The organism is Microbacterium caowuchunii, assembly GCF_008727755.1.
GTDB lineage: Bacteria > Actinomycetota > Actinomycetes > Actinomycetales > Microbacteriaceae > Microbacterium > Microbacterium caowuchunii.
The window spans coordinates 1,602,186-1,624,282 of sequence record NZ_CP044231.1 but is presented as its reverse complement, the minus strand read 5'-3'; the positions used below and the strand labels follow the sequence as shown (position 1 = coordinate 1,624,282).

Here is a 22,097-nt window from a genome sequence, read left to right as displayed (position 1 = left end):
GAGCACGATAAACGGATGAGACGCGCGAAGATCGTCGCAACCCTCGGCCCGGCAACTTCCTCCTACGAGATGGTCCGCTCGATCATCGACGCAGGGGTGGACGTGGCCCGGCTCAACCTTTCCCACGGGGACTACTCCGTGCACGACGCGAACTTCGCGAACGTGCGCCGGGCTGCTGAAGACGCCGGACGTGCGGTGGCCATCCTGGTCGACCTGCAGGGCCCGAAGATCCGTCTGGGCAAGTTCGCGGACGGCCCCCACGAGCTGGCGGTCGGTGACATCTTCAAGATCACCATCGACGACGTCCCCGGCACCAAGGAGATCGTCTCGACGACCTTCAAGGGTCTGCCGAACGACGTGAAGCCCGGCGACTACCTCCTCATCGACGACGGCAAGGTCCGCGTCAAGGTCATCGAGACCGACAGCCGCGTCGTCACCACCGAGGTGATCGTCGCCGGTGCCGTCTCGAACAACAAGGGCATCAACCTGCCCGGCGTCGCCGTCAACGTCCCGGCCCTGTCCGAGAAGGACGAGGCGGATCTCCGCTGGGGCCTGCGAGCGGGCGCCGATGTGATCGCGCTCTCGTTCGTGCGCGATGCGAAGGACGTCCAGCGCGTGCACGTGATCATGGCCGAGGAGGGACGCCGCGTCCCCGTCATCGCCAAGATCGAGAAGCCGCAGGCCGTGGACAACCTCGAGGAGATCATCGACGCCTTCGACGGCATCATGGTCGCCCGCGGCGATCTCGGTGTCGAGCTTCCGCTCGAGGCCGTCCCGATCGTGCAGAAGCGCGCGGTCGAGCTGTGCCGGCGCATGGCGAAGCCCGTCATCGTGGCGACGCAGATGCTCGAGTCGATGATCGAGAACCCGGTGCCCACGCGCGCCGAGACCAGCGACGTCGCCAACGCCGTCCTGGACGGCGCCGACGCGGTCATGCTCTCCGGCGAGACGAGCGTGGGCAAGTACCCGGTCACGGTCGTCGAGACCATGGCCCGGATCGTGAACTCCACCGAGGAGCACGGCCTGGAGCGCATCGCGCCGCTGAACACCAAGCCGCGCACCCAGGGCGGGGCCATCACGCTGGCCGCGATGGAGGTCGCCGAGTTCGTCGAGGCGAAGTGGGTCTGCATCTTCACCGAGTCCGGCGACACCGCTCGGCGCATGTCGCGGCTGCGTCCGCGTTTCCCGCTCATGGCGTTCACGCCGGAGCCGGCGATCCGACGTCGGATGGCCCTCACCTGGGGCATCCAGTCCACCCTCGTCGAGCACGTGGCGCACACCGACCGCATGTTCATCCAGGTGGATGACTTCTTCCTGTCGAACGACCTCGCCAAGGAAGGGGACAAGGTCGTCGTGATCTCCGGTTCCCCTCCCGGAATCATCGGTTCGACCAACGACATCCGCATCCACAAGATCGGGGACGCCGTCAACGGCCGTGCACCGATCTACAAATCGGGGGAGTAGCCCCGGCGGATCGGGAAGGGGATGCCTCGATGAGGCATCCCCTTCGTCGTTCCCGTCATCCGTCGTGGAGGCGCGCCAGCGCGCTGACGACGTCCCGCTCCCACCGACGTGCCGACGACAGGACGCCCGTGAAGGTCGGCGTGTCGTGGATGACGCCGAGATACTGCACGGCGCTGGCCTCCACACCCTCCTCGCGCAGCCGGGCGGCATACGCGGCACCGTCACCCCGGAGCGGGTCGTACTCCGCCGTCAGGATCACCGCCTCCGGGAGCCCCGCCAGCGACGGCGCCAGCAGCGGCGAGGCGAGCGGGTCGCGCGCATCCGACGGGCGGGCGAGGTAGGTGCGGGCGACCGACCGCAGCTCCCGCATCGCGATGAAGCGGGGGATGCCCAGTGCCCGGCTGGCGCGCAGGTCGATGTGGCGCCCGGTGAGGTCGGTGACGGGGACCTCGAGCACCTGCGTGCGGATCGGCAGACCGGTCCGGTCCCGGTTCGCGAGGGTCAAGGCTGCGGCGATGGAGGCGCCGGCAGAGGTGCCGGCGACCCCGATGCGGTCAGGATCCACGCCCAGCTCCACCGCGTTCCGGTACAGCCAGACCAGCACGGCATGGGCCTGTTCGACCTGTGTCGGGAAGCGGTGCTCGGGGGCGAGCGCGTAGTCCACCGCCACCATCGCGACGCGTGCCGCGGCCGCGCGGCGGCGGTTGGCGGCATCCGTCGTGGGATAGTCGATGCCGCCGATGCGGAAGGCGCCGCCGAAGAGCGTGAGGCATCCCGGGACGAGTGTGCCTTCCCCGCCATCCGGGTAGTAGATCCGAACCCGGACGGACGGATACCCAGGCACCTGCACCTCGTGTTCCACGGTGCGCAGCACCGGGCCGGGGGTGCCGACCGTCGCGAGCTCCTTGCGATCCCAGGCGATGGCCTCACGGCGGTGACGTTCCCGCGGGGTGCGCCGCTGCCCAGCAGCTCCCGTCCCCGTTCCCGGTGGCGTCCGCGCAGGGGCGGAGGCATCGCCGCGGATGCGTGACCAAAGGCGGGTGAGCCGCGTGCGGGCGGAGGCCAGGGCCTTGCCGATGAGGTAGCGACGGTGGACGCGCAGACGCTCGGCGAAGAACGGGTCCAACGGCATGGCGACCTCCCGGGGGATGGGACGGCGATCGAAACGATCAGGACCGTGATCCTCTCATGCGCAGCCCCCGTGCTGTTCGCCCCACCCCGCGACGGGTGGACAGGTCATCGGGACGAGCGCAACCCCGGGCGGCAGGCGGGGCCGGGATTGTTGACTGGTGGGGTGACAGTAGAGGCATCCGCGTCCCCCCGGGTGAGCGTCGTGGTCCCGGTCTACAATCCCGGACCCGGATTCGACGATCTCATCTCCTCTCTCGACCGGCAGACGCTCGCGCCACAGGATTTCGAGGTGCTCCTGTGCGACGACGGCTCGGATGACGCGACGCGCGCGCACCTGGATCGGGTCGCCAGGAACCGGCCGAACGTGCGGGTGCTGCATCTCGAGCACACCGGCTGGCCGGGGACCCCGCGAAACCACGGCATCCAGGAGGCACGCGGCACCTACGTCTTCTTCGCCGACCAGGACGACCGCCTGTTCGAAGACGGGCTCGAGCAGCTCTGCGACTACGCCGACCGGAACTCCTCGGATGTCGTCGTGGGCAAGGTGGTGGGCGTGGGCCGCCGCATTCCGGGGCGGATCTTCCGCCGGGACATCCCCAGTGCGGTGCTGGGGAAGGATCCGCTGCTGGAACTGCTCACCCCGCACAAGCTCTTCCGCACCGCCTTCCTGCGCGAGAACGGCATCCGGTTCCCGGAGGGCCGGGTGCGGCTCGAGGACCACCTGTTCGTGATGCAGGCCTACTTCCGCGCGGAGCGGATCTCCATCCTGGCGAGCCGGCCCTGTTACGCCTGGATCAACAACGCGGGCAGCGCCAGTTCCTCGCGCATCGACCCGGAGTCTTACTTCCCCCATCTGGAGTCCGTGCTGGATCTGGTGGAGGCGAATGTCGAGCCCGGGGCCCGCCGCGATACGCTGCTGCGCCACTGGTACCGGGGGAAGATCCTGAAGCGCATGGACGGCAGCCGGATGGTGCGCTACCCGGACGCGTACCGCGAGCGTTTCCTGGATACGGTGAGCCCGATCGCGCAGCAGCGATTCGGTCCCGGGGTGGAACGGGGCCTCGCCTTCCCGCTGCGGATCCGCTCCGCCCTGCTCCGGCAGGACCGGCGGGAGGACCTGCTCCGCCTCGCCGAGTTCGAGGCCGGACTGGAATGCCGGACCGAGGTCGCCTCGGCGCAGTGGCTGCGCCGAGGGAAGCTCCAGCTGACGGTCCGCGTGGACGTCCTGCGTGACGGACAGGACGCCCTGGTGTTCGCCGAGGAGCCCGCCTCCGACGCGGGCGCGGCGGACCCCGCTGTGATCCGTCCGCTCCGCTGGCAGCCGCCGGCGGAGCTGGGGGAGATCCTCCCGGCGTCCGAACTGGACGCACGGCGGGATCTGCGCCGGGACCGGCTCGAGGTGTACATCCGGGATCGGGAGAGCCGCAGCGAGCGCCGCATCGCCGGCCGCGTCGCCCCGGATCTGCACAGGGTGCCGCTCACGATCGATCCCCTGCGCACCTTCGCCCGGAACGATGCCACGGCCAGTGGAGAGCTCGTGGCGCACGTGCGCCGCGCGGGCTGGACGTTCGAGACCCCGCTGCGTGCGGATCCCGCGCTGGTGGAGGCGATGAAGCCGTCTCCCCTCCTCGCCGGGCGTCGGTCCCGACTCGTCGTCGCACCCGACGGCACGCTGGGACTGCGCCGCGAATGGCCCGCCGGGCGCGGACGGGACCTCGCAGCCCGTGCCGTCCGCCGAGCCGGCGCACTGGCACGAAAGGTCGTCCCGCACCGCGTGCGCGGCGTCGTCGCGAAGGCACTGAACTACAGCTGACCGAGGTCCTTCCCGGGCCCTGTCGCGCTACATGAGCTTGGTCGACTGCAGCATGCCTTCCATCTTCTCGTTGAAGCCGATGAGGGGCTTGCGCAGCGCGAGACCGAGCAGCGCCATCGGCACGAGGAAGGCGAGCAACCAGCCGAGCGAGATCCAGTAGTCGCCCTGGTAGATCCCCGCCAGCGCGGCGCGGAACGCATCGATGGCGTGGGTTGCGGGGAGGAACGGGCTGACGTTCTGGAACCACTCCGGGAGTAGCGACAGCGGGTAGGCCCCACCGGCGCCGGCGACCTGGATGACGAGGACGAACACCGCCAGTGCCTTGCCCGCGTCGCTGAACGAGACGACCAGCGTGTAGATGATGAACGTGAAGACCAGGGAGGTCGTCCAGCCCACCACCATGAACAGGAACGGGTGCACCGGGTCGAGGCCGACGAGCAGGATGTTGCCGAGGAACACCAGGGTGCTCTGGGCCAGTCCCATCAACGCGAAGATCGCGTAACGCCCGAGGAACTGCTCGTGCAGCTTCAGCGGCGGACCGCCGTCGGAGCGCAGCTGGAGGTCCGAGTCGCCCTCGAATGCCCGTCGCGGCGGGTCGACCCGCAGCGTGACCGCGAGCAGCAGTGCACCCACCCAGAGGGAGAGGATGGTGTAGAGCGGGGCCATCCCGGCACCGAAGCTCACGACCGGGTAGACCGGGATGCGGTCGATGCCGATCGGCTGCGCGAGAGCCGTCGCCAGGACGTCGGGGTTCGCCCCGATGATCTTGGCGATCTGGCTGAAGTCGCCCGAGTCGATCGCATTCGAGAGCGCCTGCTGGACACGGTCCACCCCGTCGGCGGCGGCGGTCAGAGCATCTGCGAGCGCACGGTTGTCCCGGGCGGCCGTCTGCAGCAGCGCGGCGGCGCCCTCTCCCGCGTTCGTCACGGCCGAGACGTCGCCGGCGATCGCGCCGAGTCCCGCTCCGACGGCGCCGAGCTGGGCAGCTAACTGGTCGAGGGTCGGCTTCAGGTCGTTCGCGTACACAGTGTTCGCGTTCCCGATCGCCGACTGCGCAGCGGAGATGCGGCTGTCGAGCTGGCCGCGGAATCGCTGTGCATCGGCGTTGCCCGCAGCCACGGTCGTGGCCATATCGCCCAGCCGGGACTGGAGTTCCTTCTCCTGCGCGATCGCGGTCTCGAGCCCCGCCAGCAGAATCGCGAACGCCTCCTGATCCTCCTCCGGAAGATTCGGTTCGACGTCCTCGATGAGCCGGTCGCGCAGTGCCTCGTGGCGGGTGATGAGCTCGCCCAGCTGACCGGACATGTCCTCGATGCGCACGACGCTCTCACCCGCATCCGTGTCGAGCGTCGAGAACACCCGGTCGATCTGGCCCGAGAAACGCCCGAGCTGCTCCTCGCTCGCGGCGAAGGCGTTCGTGAGGGCCTGGGTGGCCTGGGCGATCGCGCCGTTGGCGCCCTGGGACGCATCCAGCCCCTCCTGCACCCGGCCGGTCGCATCCGAGAACTCGGACTCGACGGCACGCAGGAGGTTGGTCGCGCCGTCCACCAGGGGCACGCTCGACTCGAGCAGGGCCGTGAACATGTTCGCCGTCCCGGCGGCGGCGCGCAACTGCACGCCGGCCTGTCCGACATGCGCCTCGATCCGCGCGAACGCCGCCTGGGACTCGGAGTCGCTCAGCGAGGTCGAGAGTGAGGACACCAGGCTGAGGGCGACGTTGCTGAGCTCCTTCGTGAACTCGGCGTTGATCTTGGCCGAGAGGTCGTCGGCACCTTCACTGGTGATCAGGGGAGCGAGCGGGTTCGACTTGTCATTCATGTAGAAGTCGATCTCGGTGCGCTGCGACCCGGCCGTGTAGAAGGTCAGCATCCGCTCGCTGAAGTCCTTCGGCAGCACCATCGCGGCGTAGTACTCGCCGGATTCGGTGCCGGCGATGGCGTCCTTCTTCGAGGTGATGACCCAGTCGAGCTGGTCGTTCGCGCGAAGCGCGGATTCGACGATGCTGCCGACGTTGATATGGAGGGGGATGAGCGCGCTCGTGTACCCCTCGTCGGTGCTCGCCACTGCGACCTTCAGGTTCTTCGTGTTGTCGAACGGCTCCCAGCTGCCGATGACGTTGAACCACGTGAACGCCGAGGGGATCACGATCAGTCCGCAGAGGACGATCACGGACATCACATTGCTCGTGGCGCGCCGGAGATCCGCGCGGAAGAGCCCCCAGATGCCTTTCACAGCTGCGCCTCCAGTTCAGTGATTTCTCGTCGTATCTCCGCTTCGGGCATCTCGCCGACCTCCGTCGAGAGACGGAGGCTGTAGCGGATGTACTCCAGGGTGATCAGCGCGGCGAAGACGACGACGAGCCACAGGATCCACAGCCCGACGAACTCGGTCTTGCTGTCCGGGAAGATCATGGCGAGCGCGGCGAGGACCAGGATGCCGGCGACACCGACGGTGATGATGGCGGCACGGACCTTCCGGTAGGAGCGGGCGAACGGCAGCGCCCGCTTGGCCAGCCGCGCCTGGTAGCTCGCACGGTTGGCGAGGGCGCGCAGGAGATGGTTCAGGCGGTAGCCGGGTCCGGACGGCGCACCCTCCTCGGAGGTGAACAGCTCGGTCGCGCCGACCTGCTGGGTGAACAGCCGGGTCAGGTTGGAGACGCTGCGACGCAGCACGAGGCCGAGGAAGAACGCGCCGGCGACGAACAGCGCCAACGTGCCCATGTACCGCCAGTAGGCGAGGCCAGCGAACCCGCTGATCACCTCGCGCATCGCGTCGATGCCGTACGTGAAGGGGAAGAACGGGTACAGCTTCTGGAAGAACTCCGGCATGAGCTCGATCGGGTAGATGCCCGAGGCCCCGGGGATCTGCATGATCACGAGGATCACGACCAGACCCTTGCCGATGTAACCGAAGGTGACGGACAGGGCATAGATGATGCTGAGGTAACTCAGCCCGATCAGGATCGGCGTGATGACGAACACGAACGGATTCACATGCTGGACGCCGATGATCAGGTTGCCCGTGCTGAGTGTGATCGCCTGCATGATGGCGATCCCGGCGAACAACGTCCATCGTCCGAGGTAGCTCTGCCGCTCGGTGAGGTCGGGGATCTCCTCGCGATCGACCTCGAGCTTGAGGATCACGACCAGCACGAACGCGCCGATCCACAGTGACAGGTTGATGAACAGCGCCGCCATCTGGGAGCCGTAGGTGTTCGTCGGGAAGATCGTGTGCTGGTTCACGACCACGGGGGTCGACATGAACTGAGCGATCTGCTCGGGGTTCAACGAGGTGAGGGTCTGCAACTCCTGCCACGCGGCAGCGCCGCCGACGGCGCGCAGGTCGGTCACGGCGACACCCATGTCGCCCTCGACCGCAGCCAGATCCGCGTCGAGCGAGGCGAGCGCGGCAGAGGTCTGCGCGAGCTGGGCGTCGAGACCGGTGAGCAGGCCGGAAGCCTGTCCGAGCAGGGTGCGCTGCGCATCGACGGCGGCGGACAGGGAGTCGGTCGCGGCGGTCACTCTGCCGATCGCGGCGATGGCGGACGCCGCGCCCTGTGCGACTTCGGCCGATCCGATGACGTGGCCCGTCGTCGCCTGGCCGGCGAGGCGAAGGAGGTCGGATTGGGCCTTGTCCGCGAGTGTACGGGCCTCGTCGAGGGTGCCGTGGATGCCGCCCAGCGCTCCGTCGATGTTGGCGAGGGTGAGGACGTTCGCCTGCAGCCCCTCACGGGTGGACTGGATGCCTGTCTGCAGTTCGCCGAGATGCCCGCGGGTCTGGGCGATGATCTGCGCGGCGTCCTGCAGATCCGCGATGATCTTCGCCTCGGCGTCCAGCACGTCCTGCTCGGCGACGGCGCTGCCACTCTTGATCGCCGTCGCGACGGCGCTCGCGACCTGTTCGGTGAACGCATCGGTCATCTGCGTCTGGATGGTGGTCGCACCGGTGTCGGTGATCTCGGGGGCGACGCCGTTCAGCTTCTCGTTGACGTAGTACTGCAGCTTGGGCTGGGTGAAGTCGCCGGAGGTGAGGCTCAGCAGATCGGCGGTGAAGGTCTCCGGCACCACGAAGGCGGCATAGCTCGACCCGCTCTCGACGGCGCGCATCGCCTCATCCTTCGACACGAAGTGCCACCCGAGGTCATCGTTGTCCTTCAGCTGGGCGACCAGCTGATCGCCGACGTTCACCTCACCCGTCAGCGACGTCGAAGCGCCCTGATCGAGGTTCACGACCGCGATGCTGAGGTTCTTCGTGTTGTCGAAGGGGTCCCAGAAGGCCGAGATGTTGAACCACGCGTACAGCGACGGCGTGATGAGTGCGCCGCCGATGATGACCCATGCCAGCGGGACGCGTCCCAGACGCTTGAGATCGCGAGTGAACACACGCCAGACGTTCCGCATACCAGTTGCCTCTCGCGAATATCTGTTCTTTTCCGCACCCGGGACGGTGCCCGGGGAATCGGCGATCGGACAGTGCCGGATACGCCTCTTCCCACACTATCCATGAGCCTCCGCGGTCCGGACCGGGTCGTCGCCCGCGTCGCAGAGCACTGCTCCGATTCCGCGCCAGCACTGGGATCGGAGGCGGGTGATGCCCGGGTGACGGCGTGGATGAAATTCGGATGAGCGGCGAGAAACGCCCCGCATCCGGAACCGGTGCAGAGCCCCGGGAATCGATCTCGGCGCCCGCATCGCCGGAGAACGCGGGGAGGCATGCAGCTCATTCAATCGAACATCGGTTCACCTAGGTAGCGCGGAGATGAGATGCCGCGGCCGCCGCTACTGTGCAATGTTGCATAGAAATACTGCAGAGCAGCGGTAGCCTGCTGACATGAGGGAACGCGTCAATCTCCGATCCTGGCTCGCCGACTCCGCAGCGCAGGCCGAGTTGGACGGCGAGCTTCGCGAGCTCGTCGATCGGCTCGGAGTCTGGGTGCAGCGGCGGGCAGAGGCGGACGCCGCGACGCCGGATTCCCCTCCGGCGGCCCTGGTCCGGGTCGCGGTCGCGGCGGCTCTGCGTGACGCGGCGTCCGACCTGCTGACCCTGGAAGCTGCGCGTGCGCGCCGAGATTGGCCGCTCACGGCGATCGCGGAGGCCTCCGGTATGGAACCGACCAGTAGTCCGGCCCGGAATTTCCGGGGCTTCGCCGATCTGATCGCCGCGGATGCCTGGGCACAGCTCCATCCCGGGGAGGACCCCGAACCTGTGCGCGGACGGCGGATCGATCTCACGCTCGGTCCACGCGCCTGAGCCCGGGGACGCTCGAGACTGCCCAGGCCGTGATGTCCGTCCGGTTGCGGTGTCACCTCGGCGCGCTGTCGGCCGGGGGCTCGGGCATGAGCGCTCTCGCCGCGCCCCACAACGACCCGATGTTGAGCCGGCCGGGTTGCACGGCGAGCATCCGCCGGTAGAAATCGAGGGCGTCCGAAGCCGTGCGCTCGACTTCCGCGACATCCCGGAGGTACCGATGGTCGCGTCGATGTCGGTGGGCGAGTCTCCACGGCGAGCGTCCTTGTGCGCGCAGACGACGCCGGGCGGAGCGAGTTCGTCGAGTCGCTCGAGCGCCGCTATCCAGGAGAGTCGGGTCTCCGACGTCGTCTCGGACAGATACGGGGGAAGAGCCTGTTCCAGAAGCCCTCGTACATGTCCGGCGCGGCTTGTCTCTCGAACTCCGCGAGGTGCCGGGAGTGGCCAGGAAGCGGGCGCGGGGGAACGCCTCGCGGAGCTGGCCGATGCCGAACGTGTGGTCGCCGTGACCGTGGGTGACGTAGACCGCCGCGAGGTTCTTCCCCCGGGAACGGATCCACTCGATCAGCCGGTCGTTCTGATCTGTGAGTGGGAACGTATCGACGAGCACGGCGTCGTCCCCGTCCCAGATGAGGGTTGCCGAATTCGACACCCCGCGCTGATCACGGACCAGTCCTTCGCGCGGTTCGGTCAGCACCGCGTATCCCGTTGACGCCGTCATGGCTCCGTTCCTTCCTGGTCACCTCTGGATGGAATCGAGGATGCCCCGGTCGAGGGCGTTCTGGTCCGCCCTGTCGACGCCCGGTTGCCCGGTGCGTTCATGTGCGGATCGCGACGACCACGAACACTGTCTCGCGGAGGATCCCCCGGGCGCGTGAGGCATTCGACTCGACCCAGCGGGACGAGTCATCCTCGGAGCCGACTGCTCGGAGACGGGGCGAACAGCGATCCGGTGGTCTTCGGAGCAGGAGCTCCGGGAACGCTTCGCCGAGGCCGGAGCGGGAGTGGGGGAGTGGGAGCTGTGTGCCGGTGGTGGGAGTCGAACCCACACGCCCTTTCAGGCAACCGAGTTTGAGTCGGTCGCGTCTGCCATTCCGCCACACCGGCCGGGCCACGTCCGCGAACGACGATACCGTAGGATTCAATGGTGACCGAGCAAGATACATCCTCCAACACGCCATCCGCCCCCCGCCGCGTCGTGGTGGCTGAGGACGAGTCGCTCATCCGCCTGGACATCGTGGAGATCCTCCGCGACAACGGGTTCGACGTCGTCGGCGAAGCGGGTGACGGTGAGACCGCCGTCCAGCTCGCCACGGATCTGCGCCCCGACCTCGTCATCATGGACGTCAAGATGCCGCAGCTCGACGGGATCAGTGCCGCCGAGAAGCTCAGCAAGAACCACATCGCCCCCGTCGTCCTCCTCACGGCGTTCAGCCAGAAGGAGCTCGTCGAGCGCGCCAGCGAGGCCGGTGCTCTCGCCTACGTGGTGAAGCCGTTCACCCCGAACGACCTGCTGCCGGCGATCGAGATCGCGCTGGCCCGCTACGAGCAGATCATCACGCTCGAAGCCGAGGTCGCCGACATGGTCGAGCGCTTCGAGACCCGCAAGCTCGTCGACCGGGCCAAGGGCCTCCTCAACGAGAAGATGGGCCTCAGCGAGCCCGAGGCGTTCCGCTGGATCCAGAAGGCATCGATGGACCGGCGCCTCACGATGCAGGACGTCGCGAAGGCGATCATCGAGCAGCTCGCTGCAAAGAAGTAACACCACTCCACGAAGAGAAGGGCGGGATGCGGCTGGTGCCGCATCCCGCCCTCTCTTTCGCTGGTGCGGGGGAGTCAGCGCCCTTGCGGGGCGTCCTTGATCATGTTGGTGATCCGCACCGTCGAGCAGCGCCGCCCCTGGTCGTCGCTGATGACGATCTCGTGCACTGTCATCGAGCGGCCCAGATGCAGGGGAGTGCACACCCCGGTCACGAGGCCCGAGGTCGCGGAGCGGGTGTGCGTCGCGTTGACGTCGACGCCGACGGCGAGCCGACCGGGACCCGCGTAGAAGTTCGCCGCCATCGACCCGAGCGACTCGCCCAGCACCACGTATCCGCCGCCGTGGAAGAGCCCCACCGGCTGCGTGTTCCCCTCGACGGGCATGGTCGCGACGGCCCGTTCCAGCGTGAGTTCGACCCACTGGAAGCCCATCTTGTCCGCCAGCGCACCGTTGCCTCGGCGGGCGGCCCATTCGATGCCGTCGAGGACAGGGGCGGTCTCGGTCATCGGCGGGTTCCTCGCATCTTCGCTCGTCTCTTCATGTCCGCCGCGCTCATTAGGCTGGAACGGTGACGGACTCCGAAAAGCCTACCCTTCTGGTCGTCGACGGCCATTCGCTCGCCTTCCGCGCTTTCTACGCGCTCCCGGTCGACAACTTCACCACCAAGGACGGCCAGCACACCAACGGGGTCTACGGGTTCCTGTCGATGTTCGTCAACCTACTGAAGGCCGAGAACCCGTCCCACGTCGCCGTCGCCTTCGACACCTCGCGGGTCTCCTTCCGCACCCGGGAGTACCCGGAGTACAAGGCGACCCGCAGTGAGACGCCGCCGGAATTCTCGGGTCAGATCCCGCTCCTGCAGGACTGCCTGCGCGCCATGCAGATCACCGTCCTCACCAAGGAGGACATCGAGGCCGACGACATCCTCGCCACACTGGCGACCCAGGGCGAGGAGGCCGGTTTCGAGGTGCTGGTGTGCTCCGGAGACCGGGACACCATCCAGCTCGTCACCGACGACGTGACGCTGCTCTATCCCAACGTGCAGGGTGTGTCCCAGCTCAAGCGCTACACGCCCGAGACCGTGATGGAGCGATACGGGGTGCCACCCGCACAGTACCCGGAGATCGCCGCGCTCGTCGGCGAGACGAGCGACAACCTGCCCGGCGTTCCGAAGGTCGGCGAGAAGACCGCGGTGAAGTGGCTCACCCAGTTCGGCTCGCTCGACGTGCTCCTGGAACGGGCCGATGAGATCAAGGGGGTCGTCGGCGGGAACCTCCGTGAGCACATCGAGGACGTCCGGCGCAACCGGGCCCTGAACCGTCTCCTGCGCGACGTCGAACTGCCGGTGACGCCCCAGGACCTCGTGCGCCGGCCGATCGACGCACAGGCGGTGCGCGACATCTTCGCGCGGCTCGAGTTCCGAGCCCTGCTCCCACGGGTGTTCGAGGCGTCCGGCACGGATGCCGCGGACAGCGCGTCCCACGACGCCCCGGCGGTCAGTGCGCCGCCGTCGGTCGAGGCGGATGCCGTCGCTCTCGCGGCATGGATCGCCGACGCTCCCGAGGAGATCGCCGTCACCGTCACCATCGAGAACGGACGCCCGGGCCGCATCGGTCTCGCCTCGCTCACCGCCACCGTCGAGGCATCCTGGTCCGACGACGTGCAGGCCGCGCTGGCGGAATGGCTGACCGCCGACGCCCCGAAGGTCATGCACGACGCGAAGGGCCAGGTCAAGGCCCTCCAGCGCGCGGGGGTCCGTCTGGGCGGACTCGCCTTCGACACGCTCTTGGCCGGATGGCTCATCCGCCCGAGCTTCCCCGACAAGACCCTCGCCCACCTCGTGGACCGCTACCTCGGCGAGAAGCTTCCCGAGGCGGACCCGACGCAGCTCGTGCCGGAGACGGAGGGGGCGACGCCCGGGCAGGTCGCGTGGTTCACCCTGCGCGTCGCCACGGCACTGCGGGAGTCCTTCGAAGGACGCGTCGGCGAGATCCTCACCGACATCGAGCTGCCGACGCTGCGCGCACTGGCGGACATGGAGCTGGCCGGCGTCGCGGTCTCCCACGAGAAGCTCTCCGGGTTCTCCGCGGAGCTGGGTGCCCGTGCGGAGCGGCTCGCGGCGGACGCCTACCTGGCGATCGAACGGGAGGTGAACCTCGGTTCGCCCAAGCAGCTGCAGGAGGTCCTCTTCGAGCAGCTCCAGCTGCCGAAGACCCGCAAGACGAAGACCGGGTACTCCACGGATGCCGCCGTGCTGGCCGATCTGCAGGACTCGCACCCGCATCCGTTCCTCGATCTCCTGCTGCAGCACCGTGAGGCGACGAAGATGCGTCAGATCATCGAGTCCCTCGACGCCGCCATCGGCAGCGACGGACGCATCCACACGACGTATCTGCAGACGGGGTCGCAGACCGGCCGGCTCTCGAGCACCGACCCCAATCTGCAGAACATCCCGGTGCGCACCGAGGAGAGCAGGCGCATCCGGTCCGCCTTCGAGGTCGGATCCGGGTACGAGACCCTGCTCACCGCCGACTACTCGCAGATCGAGATGCGCATCATGGCGCACCTCTCCGAGGATCCCGGGCTGATCGAGGCGTTCAACACGGGGGAGGACCTGCACCGCTTCGTCGGCGCACGCGTCTTCGGCGTGACCCCCGAGGATGTCACGCCCGCCATGCGCAGCAAGGTCAAGGCGATGTCCTACGGGCTCGTGTACGGGCTGTCCGCCTTCGGCCTGTCGAAGCAGCTGCGCATCGACCAGTCCGAGGCCAAGCAGCTCATGAGCGAGTACTTCGCCCGCTTCGGCGCCGTCCGCGACTACCTGCGCTCCTCGGTGGAGCAGGCGCGGATCGACGGCTACACGGAGACGATCTTCGGCCGCCGCCGTCCGTTCCCCGACCTCGCCAGCCCCAACCGGGTGCTGCGGGAGAACGCGGAGCGTGCGGCGCTGAACGCGCCCATCCAGGGCAGCGCCGCCGACATCATGAAGATCGCCCTGTTCCGCATCCACGAGGAGTTCCGAGCACAGGGCCTCGCTTCCCGGGTGCTGCTCCAGATCCACGACGAACTCGTGGTGGAGGTCGCCGCGGGGGAGTGGGATGCGGCGGAGCGGATCGTACGCGAGCGCATGGGCGATGCGGCGACCCTCACGGTGCCGCTCGATGTCCAGATCGGCCGCGGTCCGAACTGGGAGGCAGCGGGTCACTGACCGCGAGGTTGGCGCCCCCTGTGCACGTGCGTAGGCTCGATCACATGACCGAACCTGCGCGTGTGCCCACCCCGATCGACGCGATCGCCGAGGAGTGGGTCGACACCGTCTCGGAACTCGCTCCGACCCTGGCCACCTACATCGGCCGGTTCGAGCACAACGGCCGTTTCGGGGACTACTCGCCGGAGGGTGCCGACCGGTACGCGGATGCGGCCCGCACCGCACTCGCGAAGCTCGACGCCGTGAGCCCGGTCGATCCCATCGACCAGGTCACCAAAGAGGATCTGGGCCGGGAGTTGCGCCTCGACCTCGAGCTGCACGAGGCGGGGGCGCATCTGCGCGACCTGAACGTCATCGCCTCGCCCGCCCAGGACATCCGCTCCGTCTTCGACCTCATGCCGACGGAGACCGTCGACGACTGGTCCGTGATCGCCGCCCGACTCGGGGCGCTGCCGAAGGCGATGGAGGGGTACATCGAGACCCTCCGGGCAGGTATCGAAGCCGGGACCACCCCGGCGCGTCGCCAGGTCACCGAGGTGATCGCGCAGATCGAGCGCTATACGGCGGACAACGGGTTCTTCGCGGAATTCGCCGGTGATGCCGCACCCGCGGAGGGGCAGCTGCCGGCGTCGCTGGCCCGTGAGCTCTCCGACTGCGCCGGGGCGGCCCGGGTCGCATACGACGCCCTCGCGAGCTTCCTCTCCGCCGAACTCGCCCCCGCGGCGAGCGAAGAGGACGCCGTGGGACGGGAGCTCTACGCCCTGCACTCGCGACGCTTCCTCGGCGCCACCATCGACCTGGACGAGACCTACGACTGGGGTGTCGAGGAACTCGCCCGGATGGTGGCCGAGCAGGAATCGATCGCGAAGGAGATCCTGCCCGGCGCGAGCGTGGAAGAGGCGGTCGCGTTCCTGGAACAGGACGAGGAGCGCAAGCTCCACGGAACGAAGGCGCTGCAGGAGTGGATGCAGGCGACGAGCGACCGTGCCATCGAGGAACTCGGACGGACCCACTTCGACATCCCCGATCCGATCCGGCGCTTGGAGTGCATGATCGCCCCCACCCAGGAGGGCGGCATCTACTACACAGGTCCGACGGATGACTTCTCGCGTCCCGGGCGGATGTGGTGGTCGGTGCCCGAGGGCGTCGACTCGTTCGACACCTGGCGTGAGCTCACCACGGTGTACCACGAGGGCGTCCCGGGCCATCACCTGCAGATCGCGCAGGCGGTGCACAACCGCGCCCAGCTCAATTCCTGGCGGCGGCTGCTCGCCGGCACGTCGGGCCACGCGGAGGGGTGGGCACTGTACGCCGAACGGCTCATGGCCGAACTCGGCTACCTCGATGACCCGGCGGATCGGCTGGGGATGCTGGACGGCCAGCGGATGCGCGCGGCACGGGTCGTCCTCGACATCGGCGTGCACCTGCGCAAGCCCCGGCTGGACGGGTCCGGAACCTGGGATCACGACTATGCGCTGGAGTTCATGCGCCGCAACGTCAACATGCCCGACGCCTTCATCCAGTTCGAGGTGAACCGGTATCTCGGGTGGCCGGGCCAAGCGCCCGCCTACAAGGTGGGCGAGCGCCTGTGGCAGCAGATCCGCGACGATGCGCGGCAGGCGCAGGGGAGCGACTTCTCGATCAAGGACTTCCACAAGCGCGCGCTGGACATCGGCGGCGTCGGCCTGGATACCCTCCGCTCGGCGCTGGCGTCCTGATGGTGGCCGCCTCGGACGTGGAGTTCGGGCTGGACACGTTCGGTGACGTGACGGCGGGCGCCGACGGGACGACGCTGAGCGATGCGCAGACCATCCGGAACGTGGTGGAACAGGCCGTCCTCGCGGATGAGGTGGGGTTGGCCTTCTTCGGCGTCGGCGAGCATCACCGGCACGAGTTCGCCGTCTCCAGCCCGGAGATCGTCCTCGCCGCGATCGCCGCACGGACCCGCCGGATCCGGCTCGGAACAGCCGTGACGGTGCTGTCCTCGGACGACCCGGTACGCGTGTACGAGAGGTTCGCGACTCTGGATGCGGTCTCCAGCGGTCGCGCCGAAGTCATCCTCGGGCGCGGATCGTTCATCGAGTCCTTCCCGCTGTTCGGATTCGAGCTCGCGGACTACGAGGTGCTCTTCGAGGAGCGTCTCGAACTGTTCAGTCGGCTGCTGACCGAGAAGCCCGTGACGTGGTCCGGATCGACGCGTTCGGCTCTCGACAACGCGGACGTGTTCCCCAAGACCGAGCACGGTCTGCGAGCGTGGGTGGGCGTCGGTGGGTCGCCGGAGTCGGTGGTGCGCACCGCCCGGTACGGATACGGCCTGATGCTCGCGATCATCGGCGGGTCCGCCGCGAACTTCCGCCCCTACGTGGAGCTCTTCCATCGTTCCCTCACCGCGGCCGGACACAGCGCGCGGCCGGTGGGCGTGCACTCGCCCGGGCACGTCGCCGACACGGACGAGCAGGCCTGGAACGAGGCGTACCCGGCGATCGAGAAGAACCGGAACGCCATCGGCCGGGAGCGGGGGTGGCCGCTGTACAGCCGCATGCAGTTCCAGCGGGACGTCGGTCCGGACGGGGCCATGTACGTCGGTTCGCCCGTGACGGTCGCGCGCAAGATCGCCGCAACCGTTCGCCTCCTCGGTCTCGACCGGTTCGACCTCAAGTACTCCAACGGGCCCCTCGCGCACGAGCGGATGCTGCGTTCGATCCAGCTGTACGGCACGCAGGTCGTCCCGCTGGTCCGGGAGATGCTGGCCGAGGGATGAGGCAGCTCCCGGCCCGACGGCGATCGCTCGCCGGGCACCGGCATGCCACGTAGGCTGTGTGAGTGAGCAGCCCGGCCGTCAGATACGTCGCCATCGGCGACTCGTTCACCGAAGGCGTCGGCGACGAGCTGCCTGACGGTACCGTCCGCGGATGGGCGGATCTGGTCGCACAGGGCTGGGCGACCTCCTCGGGCGCTCCGATCTCCTACGCGAACCTCGCCATCCGGGGCAAGCTCATCTGGCCCATCGTGCGGGAGCAGTTGGAGCCCGCACTCGCGCTGCGTCCCACCCACCTGTCCTTCAACGGCGGCGGGAACGACATCCTCCGACCCCGCACCACGGTGAGCCACGTGACCGACGCGTTCGCGCACGTGCTCCGCCGCTGCGACGAGGCGGGCGTCACCCTCATCCTGCTCTCCGGGGCGAACCCGTCCGCCCAACTGCCGCTGCGACGGCTGATCCAGCGCAGGGGCGACGAGTTGTCCGACGCGGTCGTCGCCCGGGTCGCCGGCCGCGACGACGTCGTGCGTGCCCTCAACTGGCCGGACCGGGAGCTGGCACGGCCCCCGTACTGGTCGCAGGACAGGCTGCACATGAACACGCGCGGCCACCACCGGGTCGCCGCGCGCGTGCTCGCCGCGCTGGGGCAGGACGCGCCGGAGGAATGGTGGTCGCTGCCGGAGACCCATGCGGCGGATCACCTGCGGGGAGCGGCGTACTACCGGGCGCATGTCGGCCCGTGGGTGCAGCGGCGCTTGACCGGCCGGTCCTCGGGCGACGGCCGCCGGCCGAAGTTCGCCACCTGGACGACGGTGACACCCGCCTGATCCGAGGGCGGCTGTCAACCCCCGGCCGCTCGGAAGGGCCATCCGCAAGGCTGGGGCGATTGTTCGTCCACCTACCAGGAGGCCATCGTGAGTATCGGTGCAGGCATCGCCCTCTTCGTCATCGGCGCCATCCTCGCCTTTGCCGTCAACGTCGAGGTGGAATGGGTCAACCTCGACCTCATCGGCTACATCCTGATGGGAGCCGGATTCGTCGTCTTCGTCATCGGCATCATCATGATGGCCCGCCGCCGCCAGACCGACACGGTGACCCGCACGGCCGTGGACCCCGCCGCCGGGGAGCGCGTGACCCGCAGCTCGACCCGCTCGCCCGAGGAGACGGTCTGAGCGGTCTACCGTCCGAGCCAGCCGACCGCGGCGGCCCGGAACGCGCTCGGCTGCTCGACCCACGGGTAGTGCCCGCATCCGGCCAGCATCCGCAGGTCCGCCTCGAGCAACCGGGCGTAATCACGCACGGGCTGCACGCCGGTGAGGATGTCACGATCACCCGCGATCACGCACGTGTCCGGGAGCGCAGCCCCGAGGACGCGGTCGACCGCGTCGTCCGGGATGGCGTCGAACCACGCGAGCGCCGCTGCGAGGGTCATCCCGCCGTCCGAGGAATGCGCACGCTCGAGGTCGGACCAGCGGGCGTACCCGGCGGGAGCCTCGACACGGATCGCCCGCTGGAAACCCGCCTCCGTGGTCGGTGTCGGGGCCGCCATGGACGCTGCGGCCGCGGTGACGGCGGGCTCGTTCCGCTGCGCCGCGAGGATCGCGCCGTCGTGCGCGGTGCCGGTCAGCCAGGTCGCCGGAGGAGTGATCAGCAGGAGGGACCGCACCCGGTCCGGAAAGCGCGCCGCCGCCGCGAGCGCGAGTCGCGTGCCCGCTGAATGCGCGACGATGTCGACGGTGTCGAGCGACAGCGCATCGGCGATGGCGACCAGGCCTTCGGCGTCGTTCCACCATCCCCGGGAACGCCCGCCTGTTCGCGGGGTGCCCCGTGGGTGCATGACGACCAGCGGGCGGACTTCCGCGACCCCGGCGAGATCGCCGAGATACTCCGGGTCGCGGCACGGGCCCCCGGGCACGACGAGCGCCGGGGCCGCGTCGCCGGAACCCCACGCCTCGGTCTCGACCGGGCGGTCACCTTTCATCCGCCTGTGCATGCGTCGAGTCTATGAACACGCAGGACGCCGACGGGCTCGCTGGGGTCGACAGGGACCGGTGTCTGCGCCACGCTCGGGGGAGAGACCGCCGCAGTCGGCGGCCGGTCCTGCGCGAACGAACCCACCGACGCGCAGCGAGATACCCGAGGAGACAAGATGTCCTTTCAGGCCTACCTGGACGCGGTGGAGGAGAAGACCGGTCTGACCCCGCGGCAGCTGATGGCGCTCGCATCCGACAAGGGCTTCGACGCGACCACCAAAGCCGCCCCGATCGTGCAGTGGCTCGCCGAGGACTACGGGCTGGGGCGCGGACATGCGATGGCGATGGTCCATGTGATCACGAAGGGCCCGCGCATCAGCGCGAAGCACGTGGGCGGCGGGGGAGCGCACGCTGATGCGAGTGAAGAGCTGTGGCTGGATGGGGCGTCGACCAACCCGGATCGGTGACGCCCGGTCTTGCCCGGGGCCGGGGCTCACCGCAGACTTGGCAGCACCGAGGAGAGAGGCCCGCCATGACCGGCTCGGACGCGCGACGATCATGACCACCGCGCACGTGGTCAGACCCCTGACCGTCGAGACCTTCCCGGCCTGGCTTGCTCTCGCGCAGAAGCACAACGGGGTGTGGGGCGGGTGCTACTGCACCTATTTCCACGACGACACCGATCTGACGACCAAGAGCGAGTACGACCGCCCCACGTTCAAGGAGCGGCTCGTCGCAGAGGGAGTCGCGCACGCGGCGCTCGTGTTCGACGGGGACGACGCGATCGCCTGGTGCCAGTTCGGAAGCCCGGGAGAGCTCCCGAACATCTACCACCGCAAGCAGTACGACGCGGGGGAGCCGGTGCTCCCGCCGTGGCGCATCACGTGCTTCTTCGTGGACCGTGACCACCGACGGTCGGGGGTGGCCCGCGAGGCGCTGGACGGCGCGCTCCAGCTGATCGCAGAAGCCGGCGGGGGAGAGGTGGTCTCGTTCCCCAACGAGCTGGTCCCGGGAAAGAAGACCTCGTCCTCCTTCCTGCACAACGGCACGCGGGCCATGTTCGAGAAGGCGGGGTTCACCTTCGAGCGTCACATCGGCAAGAGCAAGACGGTCATGCGCAGGACGGTGTCGCCGGCCGGTGACTGATCCCGGAACGGCATGGCGCTCCACCCATCCGGCGGGTTTCCCTAGGGGATGGGGCGGACCAGGCGCACGGACGGCATCCGTCGCAGTCGGATAGCATTCGGGGATGACCAATCCGGCTCCGATCGACGACGTCCCGATCGGCGGCGATGTCATTCGCCTCGGCCAGTTCCTGAAGTTCGCCGGTCTCCTCGACTCCGGGGGAAACGTCAAAGAGGCGATCATCGACGGCTATGTGACCGTCAACGGTGAGGTCGACCGCCGTCGCGGCCGACAGCTTCACCCCGGCGACGTCGTCGAGTTCGAGGGGCACCGGGTCCGGGTCTGCCCGTAGGGGACTCTCCGCACAGCGACACCCGTGGGTCCAAGCCATCGGCTACCGCCGCGGTGCGAACCGGAGACGTTCGCGGACATGCCAACGGCCGTCCTGCGACTCCTGGAGAACCGTGAGAGCCTCCGCCGTGGCTGCCAGCGGAAGCACGGACTCGATGGTGCGCTCCGCCCGCCTGCGTTCGCTGGTGGATCCGGAGTCAGCGACGGTGACGTGAGGCGCGGATGCGTCGTGTCGACCGGCATAGGGCGGGTACTCGGGGAAGGCGTGAACGATCGCAGCGGTCAGTTCCCACCGACGTGCGAATCCGACAGAGCCTGCGCGGCGGTCTGCTGAGCTTGCGGCGGAGCGTCCTCGGCGACAGGGCTCAGCCACCGCAAAACTTCACACTCGCCACCGGGGACAGCAACCGTCTCTGACCGCCGTGGGGACCGGCGTCGATCACTGTATTGACATAATGTGCATTATCGGCAATCGCCGATCAGGGGTGGGGGTGGCGCCTGCAGCACCCGTCAGATGGGTCGACGGTCGTTCGGCCTCACGCGCATCGGCGCCTCTACATGATGAACCGCTGCACTCGTGGTTCCGAGACGCGTTCGGCGCCGATCCGTGCGCCGGATAAGAAGTACCCGCCGGATGCCGTCTGGGTCGGCCGGCTGACATCCCCGGCGGCCCCCACGTCTGCAGGAACGCTCGGGGATGGTGTGCAGGCGTGGCGCCGACTCCGCGTCAATGTCAATAAGTGACATAACTCTGGCGCGCGTGCGACGATCGCGGCATGACTGCCGTGCACGTCCGTCCCATGACCCGCGCCGAGTACGACCTCTGGCAATCCCGGTTGGCGGAGGACTACGCCGCCGAGCAGGTCTCCGCCGGGCGCTGGGATGCGGCGACCGCCCTCCAGCGCGCCCAGGACGAGAACTCGCGGGCACTTCCCCACGGCGCGGACACTCCCCGCACGCTACTCCTGCGCGGGGTCCTCACCGATGGGACGCCGATCGGCCATGCCTGGGTCGGCCTCGACCACCCCCGCGGCGCGCCGGATACGGCCTTCCTCTACGACTTCGAGATCGAGCCGGAACACCGGGGAACGGGGCTGGGGCGTGCCTTCCTCACTGCGGTCGAGGGTGCAGTCCGGGATGCCGGAGCGGGGTCGCTGGAGCTCAACGTGTTCGGCACCAACGCCCCGGCCATCGCCCTCTACGGCTCGAACGGCTACGAGGTGGTCACGCAGCAGATGCGCAAACGCCTGGTGGAGTGAACC

The 22,097-nt window shown here is 68.7% G+C and carries 19 protein-coding genes and 1 tRNA gene; 13 read left to right on the top strand and 7 right to left on the bottom strand.

Going from position 1 to position 22,097, the window contains the following annotated elements; genetic code table 11:
• The first annotated feature begins 15 nt into the window (after positions 1–15).
• The gene (pyk, locus tag F6J84_RS07740; RefSeq protein ID WP_150972743.1) at positions 16–1,464 is read left to right on the top strand and encodes a pyruvate kinase; all 1,449 of its coding nucleotides are present in this window, start codon (positions 16–18) and stop codon (positions 1,462–1,464) included.
• 55 nt (positions 1,465–1,519) lie between these two features.
• Here the strand turns inward: pyk and F6J84_RS07735 are convergent, their stop codons facing one another.
• Positions 1,520–2,596: an alpha/beta hydrolase gene (locus tag F6J84_RS07735; RefSeq protein WP_150972741.1), complete on the bottom strand. Its 1,077-nt coding sequence runs from the start codon at positions 2,594–2,596 to the stop codon at positions 1,520–1,522.
• Positions 2,597–2,758: 162 nt separating this feature from the next.
• Between F6J84_RS07735 and F6J84_RS07730 the strand changes: the two genes are divergently transcribed.
• Positions 2,759–4,408 carry a glycosyltransferase family 2 protein gene (locus F6J84_RS07730; RefSeq protein WP_191905780.1) on the top strand — a complete coding sequence of 550 codons (1,650 nt, stop codon included), beginning with the start codon at positions 2,759–2,761 and terminating at the stop codon, positions 4,406–4,408.
• Positions 4,409–4,435: 27 nt separating this feature from the next.
• Here F6J84_RS07730 and F6J84_RS07725 read toward each other — a convergent pair whose 3' ends face one another.
• Positions 4,436–6,640, bottom strand: coding sequence for a YhgE/Pip domain-containing protein (locus F6J84_RS07725; RefSeq protein WP_150972737.1), 2,205 nt, complete (start codon positions 6,638–6,640; stop codon positions 4,436–4,438).
• Positions 6,637–8,808, bottom strand: coding sequence for a YhgE/Pip domain-containing protein (locus F6J84_RS07720; protein WP_150972735.1), 2,172 nt, complete (start codon positions 8,806–8,808; stop codon positions 6,637–6,639). Before F6J84_RS07720 ends, F6J84_RS07725 begins: the two co-directional genes overlap by 4 nt.
• A 430-nt stretch (positions 8,809–9,238) precedes the next feature.
• On the opposite strand from F6J84_RS07720, the gene F6J84_RS07715 reads away from it, so the two are divergent.
• Positions 9,239–9,658: a hypothetical protein gene (locus F6J84_RS07715; protein WP_150972733.1), complete on the top strand. Its 420-nt coding sequence runs from the start codon at positions 9,239–9,241 to the stop codon at positions 9,656–9,658.
• A gap of 52 nt (positions 9,659–9,710) precedes the next feature.
• On the opposite strand, the gene F6J84_RS07710 is transcribed toward F6J84_RS07715, so the two are convergent.
• Both F6J84_RS07710 and F6J84_RS07705 read right to left on the bottom strand, forming a co-directional pair.
• A complete protein-coding gene (locus tag F6J84_RS07710) occupies positions 9,711–10,376 on the bottom strand; it encodes an MBL fold metallo-hydrolase (protein ID WP_238702642.1) in 666 nt (221 codons plus the stop codon).
• Positions 10,377–10,679: 303 nt separating this feature from the next.
• Positions 10,680–10,762: transfer RNA gene (locus F6J84_RS07705), tRNA-Leu, on the bottom strand.
• Between the two features lie 37 nt (positions 10,763–10,799).
• On the opposite strand from F6J84_RS07705, the gene F6J84_RS07700 reads away from it, so the two are divergent.
• Positions 10,800–11,417 carry an ANTAR domain-containing response regulator gene (locus F6J84_RS07700; RefSeq protein WP_150892503.1) on the top strand — a complete coding sequence of 206 codons (618 nt, stop codon included), beginning with the start codon at positions 10,800–10,802 and terminating at the stop codon, positions 11,415–11,417.
• 74 nt (positions 11,418–11,491) lie between these two features.
• Here F6J84_RS07700 and F6J84_RS07695 read toward each other — a convergent pair whose 3' ends face one another.
• Positions 11,492–11,923 (bottom strand): hotdog fold thioesterase, encoded by a 432-nt coding sequence (locus tag F6J84_RS07695; protein WP_150972731.1) that lies wholly within the window; start codon positions 11,921–11,923, stop codon positions 11,492–11,494.
• A gap of 62 nt (positions 11,924–11,985) precedes the next feature.
• Here F6J84_RS07695 and polA point away from each other — a divergent pair, with 62 nt between their 5' ends.
• The 5 genes from polA to F6J84_RS07670 all read left to right on the top strand — a co-directional run bounded on the left by polA (position 11,986) and on the right by F6J84_RS07670 (position 18,558).
• Positions 11,986–14,625 carry a DNA polymerase I gene (polA, locus tag F6J84_RS07690; protein WP_150972730.1) on the top strand — a complete coding sequence of 880 codons (2,640 nt, stop codon included), beginning with the start codon at positions 11,986–11,988 and terminating at the stop codon, positions 14,623–14,625.
• A gap of 44 nt (positions 14,626–14,669) precedes the next feature.
• Complete coding sequence (locus F6J84_RS07685) at positions 14,670–16,343, top strand: DUF885 domain-containing protein (protein WP_150972728.1); 1,674 nt, start codon at positions 14,670–14,672, stop codon at positions 16,341–16,343.
• Positions 16,343–17,386 carry an LLM class flavin-dependent oxidoreductase gene (locus F6J84_RS07680; protein WP_150972726.1) on the top strand — a complete coding sequence of 348 codons (1,044 nt, stop codon included), beginning with the start codon at positions 16,343–16,345 and terminating at the stop codon, positions 17,384–17,386. The genes F6J84_RS07685 and F6J84_RS07680 overlap by 1 nt, the downstream gene beginning before the upstream one ends.
• A 62-nt stretch (positions 17,387–17,448) precedes the next feature.
• Positions 17,449–18,213: an SGNH/GDSL hydrolase family protein gene (locus F6J84_RS07675; protein WP_150972724.1), complete on the top strand. Its 765-nt coding sequence runs from the start codon at positions 17,449–17,451 to the stop codon at positions 18,211–18,213.
• Positions 18,214–18,300: 87 nt separating this feature from the next.
• Positions 18,301–18,558, top strand: coding sequence for a DUF6458 family protein (locus tag F6J84_RS07670; protein WP_150972722.1), 258 nt, complete (start codon positions 18,301–18,303; stop codon positions 18,556–18,558).
• 5 nt (positions 18,559–18,563) lie between these two features.
• Here F6J84_RS07670 and F6J84_RS07665 read toward each other — a convergent pair whose 3' ends face one another.
• A complete protein-coding gene (locus F6J84_RS07665) occupies positions 18,564–19,379 on the bottom strand; it encodes an alpha/beta fold hydrolase (RefSeq protein ID WP_238702641.1) in 816 nt (271 codons plus the stop codon).
• A gap of 156 nt (positions 19,380–19,535) precedes the next feature.
• Here F6J84_RS07665 and F6J84_RS07660 point away from each other — a divergent pair, with 156 nt between their 5' ends.
• The 4 genes from F6J84_RS07660 (at position 19,536) to F6J84_RS07645 (ending at position 22,094) form a co-directional block, all read left to right on the top strand.
• The gene (locus F6J84_RS07660) at positions 19,536–19,826 is read left to right on the top strand and encodes a DUF4287 domain-containing protein (protein ID WP_150892496.1); all 291 of its coding nucleotides are present in this window, start codon (positions 19,536–19,538) and stop codon (positions 19,824–19,826) included.
• 91 nt (positions 19,827–19,917) lie between these two features.
• On the top strand, positions 19,918–20,505 hold the full coding sequence (locus tag F6J84_RS07655; protein WP_150972720.1) for a GNAT family N-acetyltransferase: 588 nt from the start codon (positions 19,918–19,920) through the stop codon (positions 20,503–20,505).
• 103 nt (positions 20,506–20,608) lie between these two features.
• The gene (locus F6J84_RS07650) at positions 20,609–20,836 is read left to right on the top strand and encodes an RNA-binding S4 domain-containing protein (RefSeq protein WP_150972718.1); all 228 of its coding nucleotides are present in this window, start codon (positions 20,609–20,611) and stop codon (positions 20,834–20,836) included.
• Positions 20,837–21,611: 775 nt separating this feature from the next.
• Complete coding sequence (locus F6J84_RS07645; protein WP_150972716.1) at positions 21,612–22,094, top strand: GNAT family N-acetyltransferase; 483 nt, start codon at positions 21,612–21,614, stop codon at positions 22,092–22,094.
• Positions 22,095–22,097 lie beyond the last annotated feature (3 nt).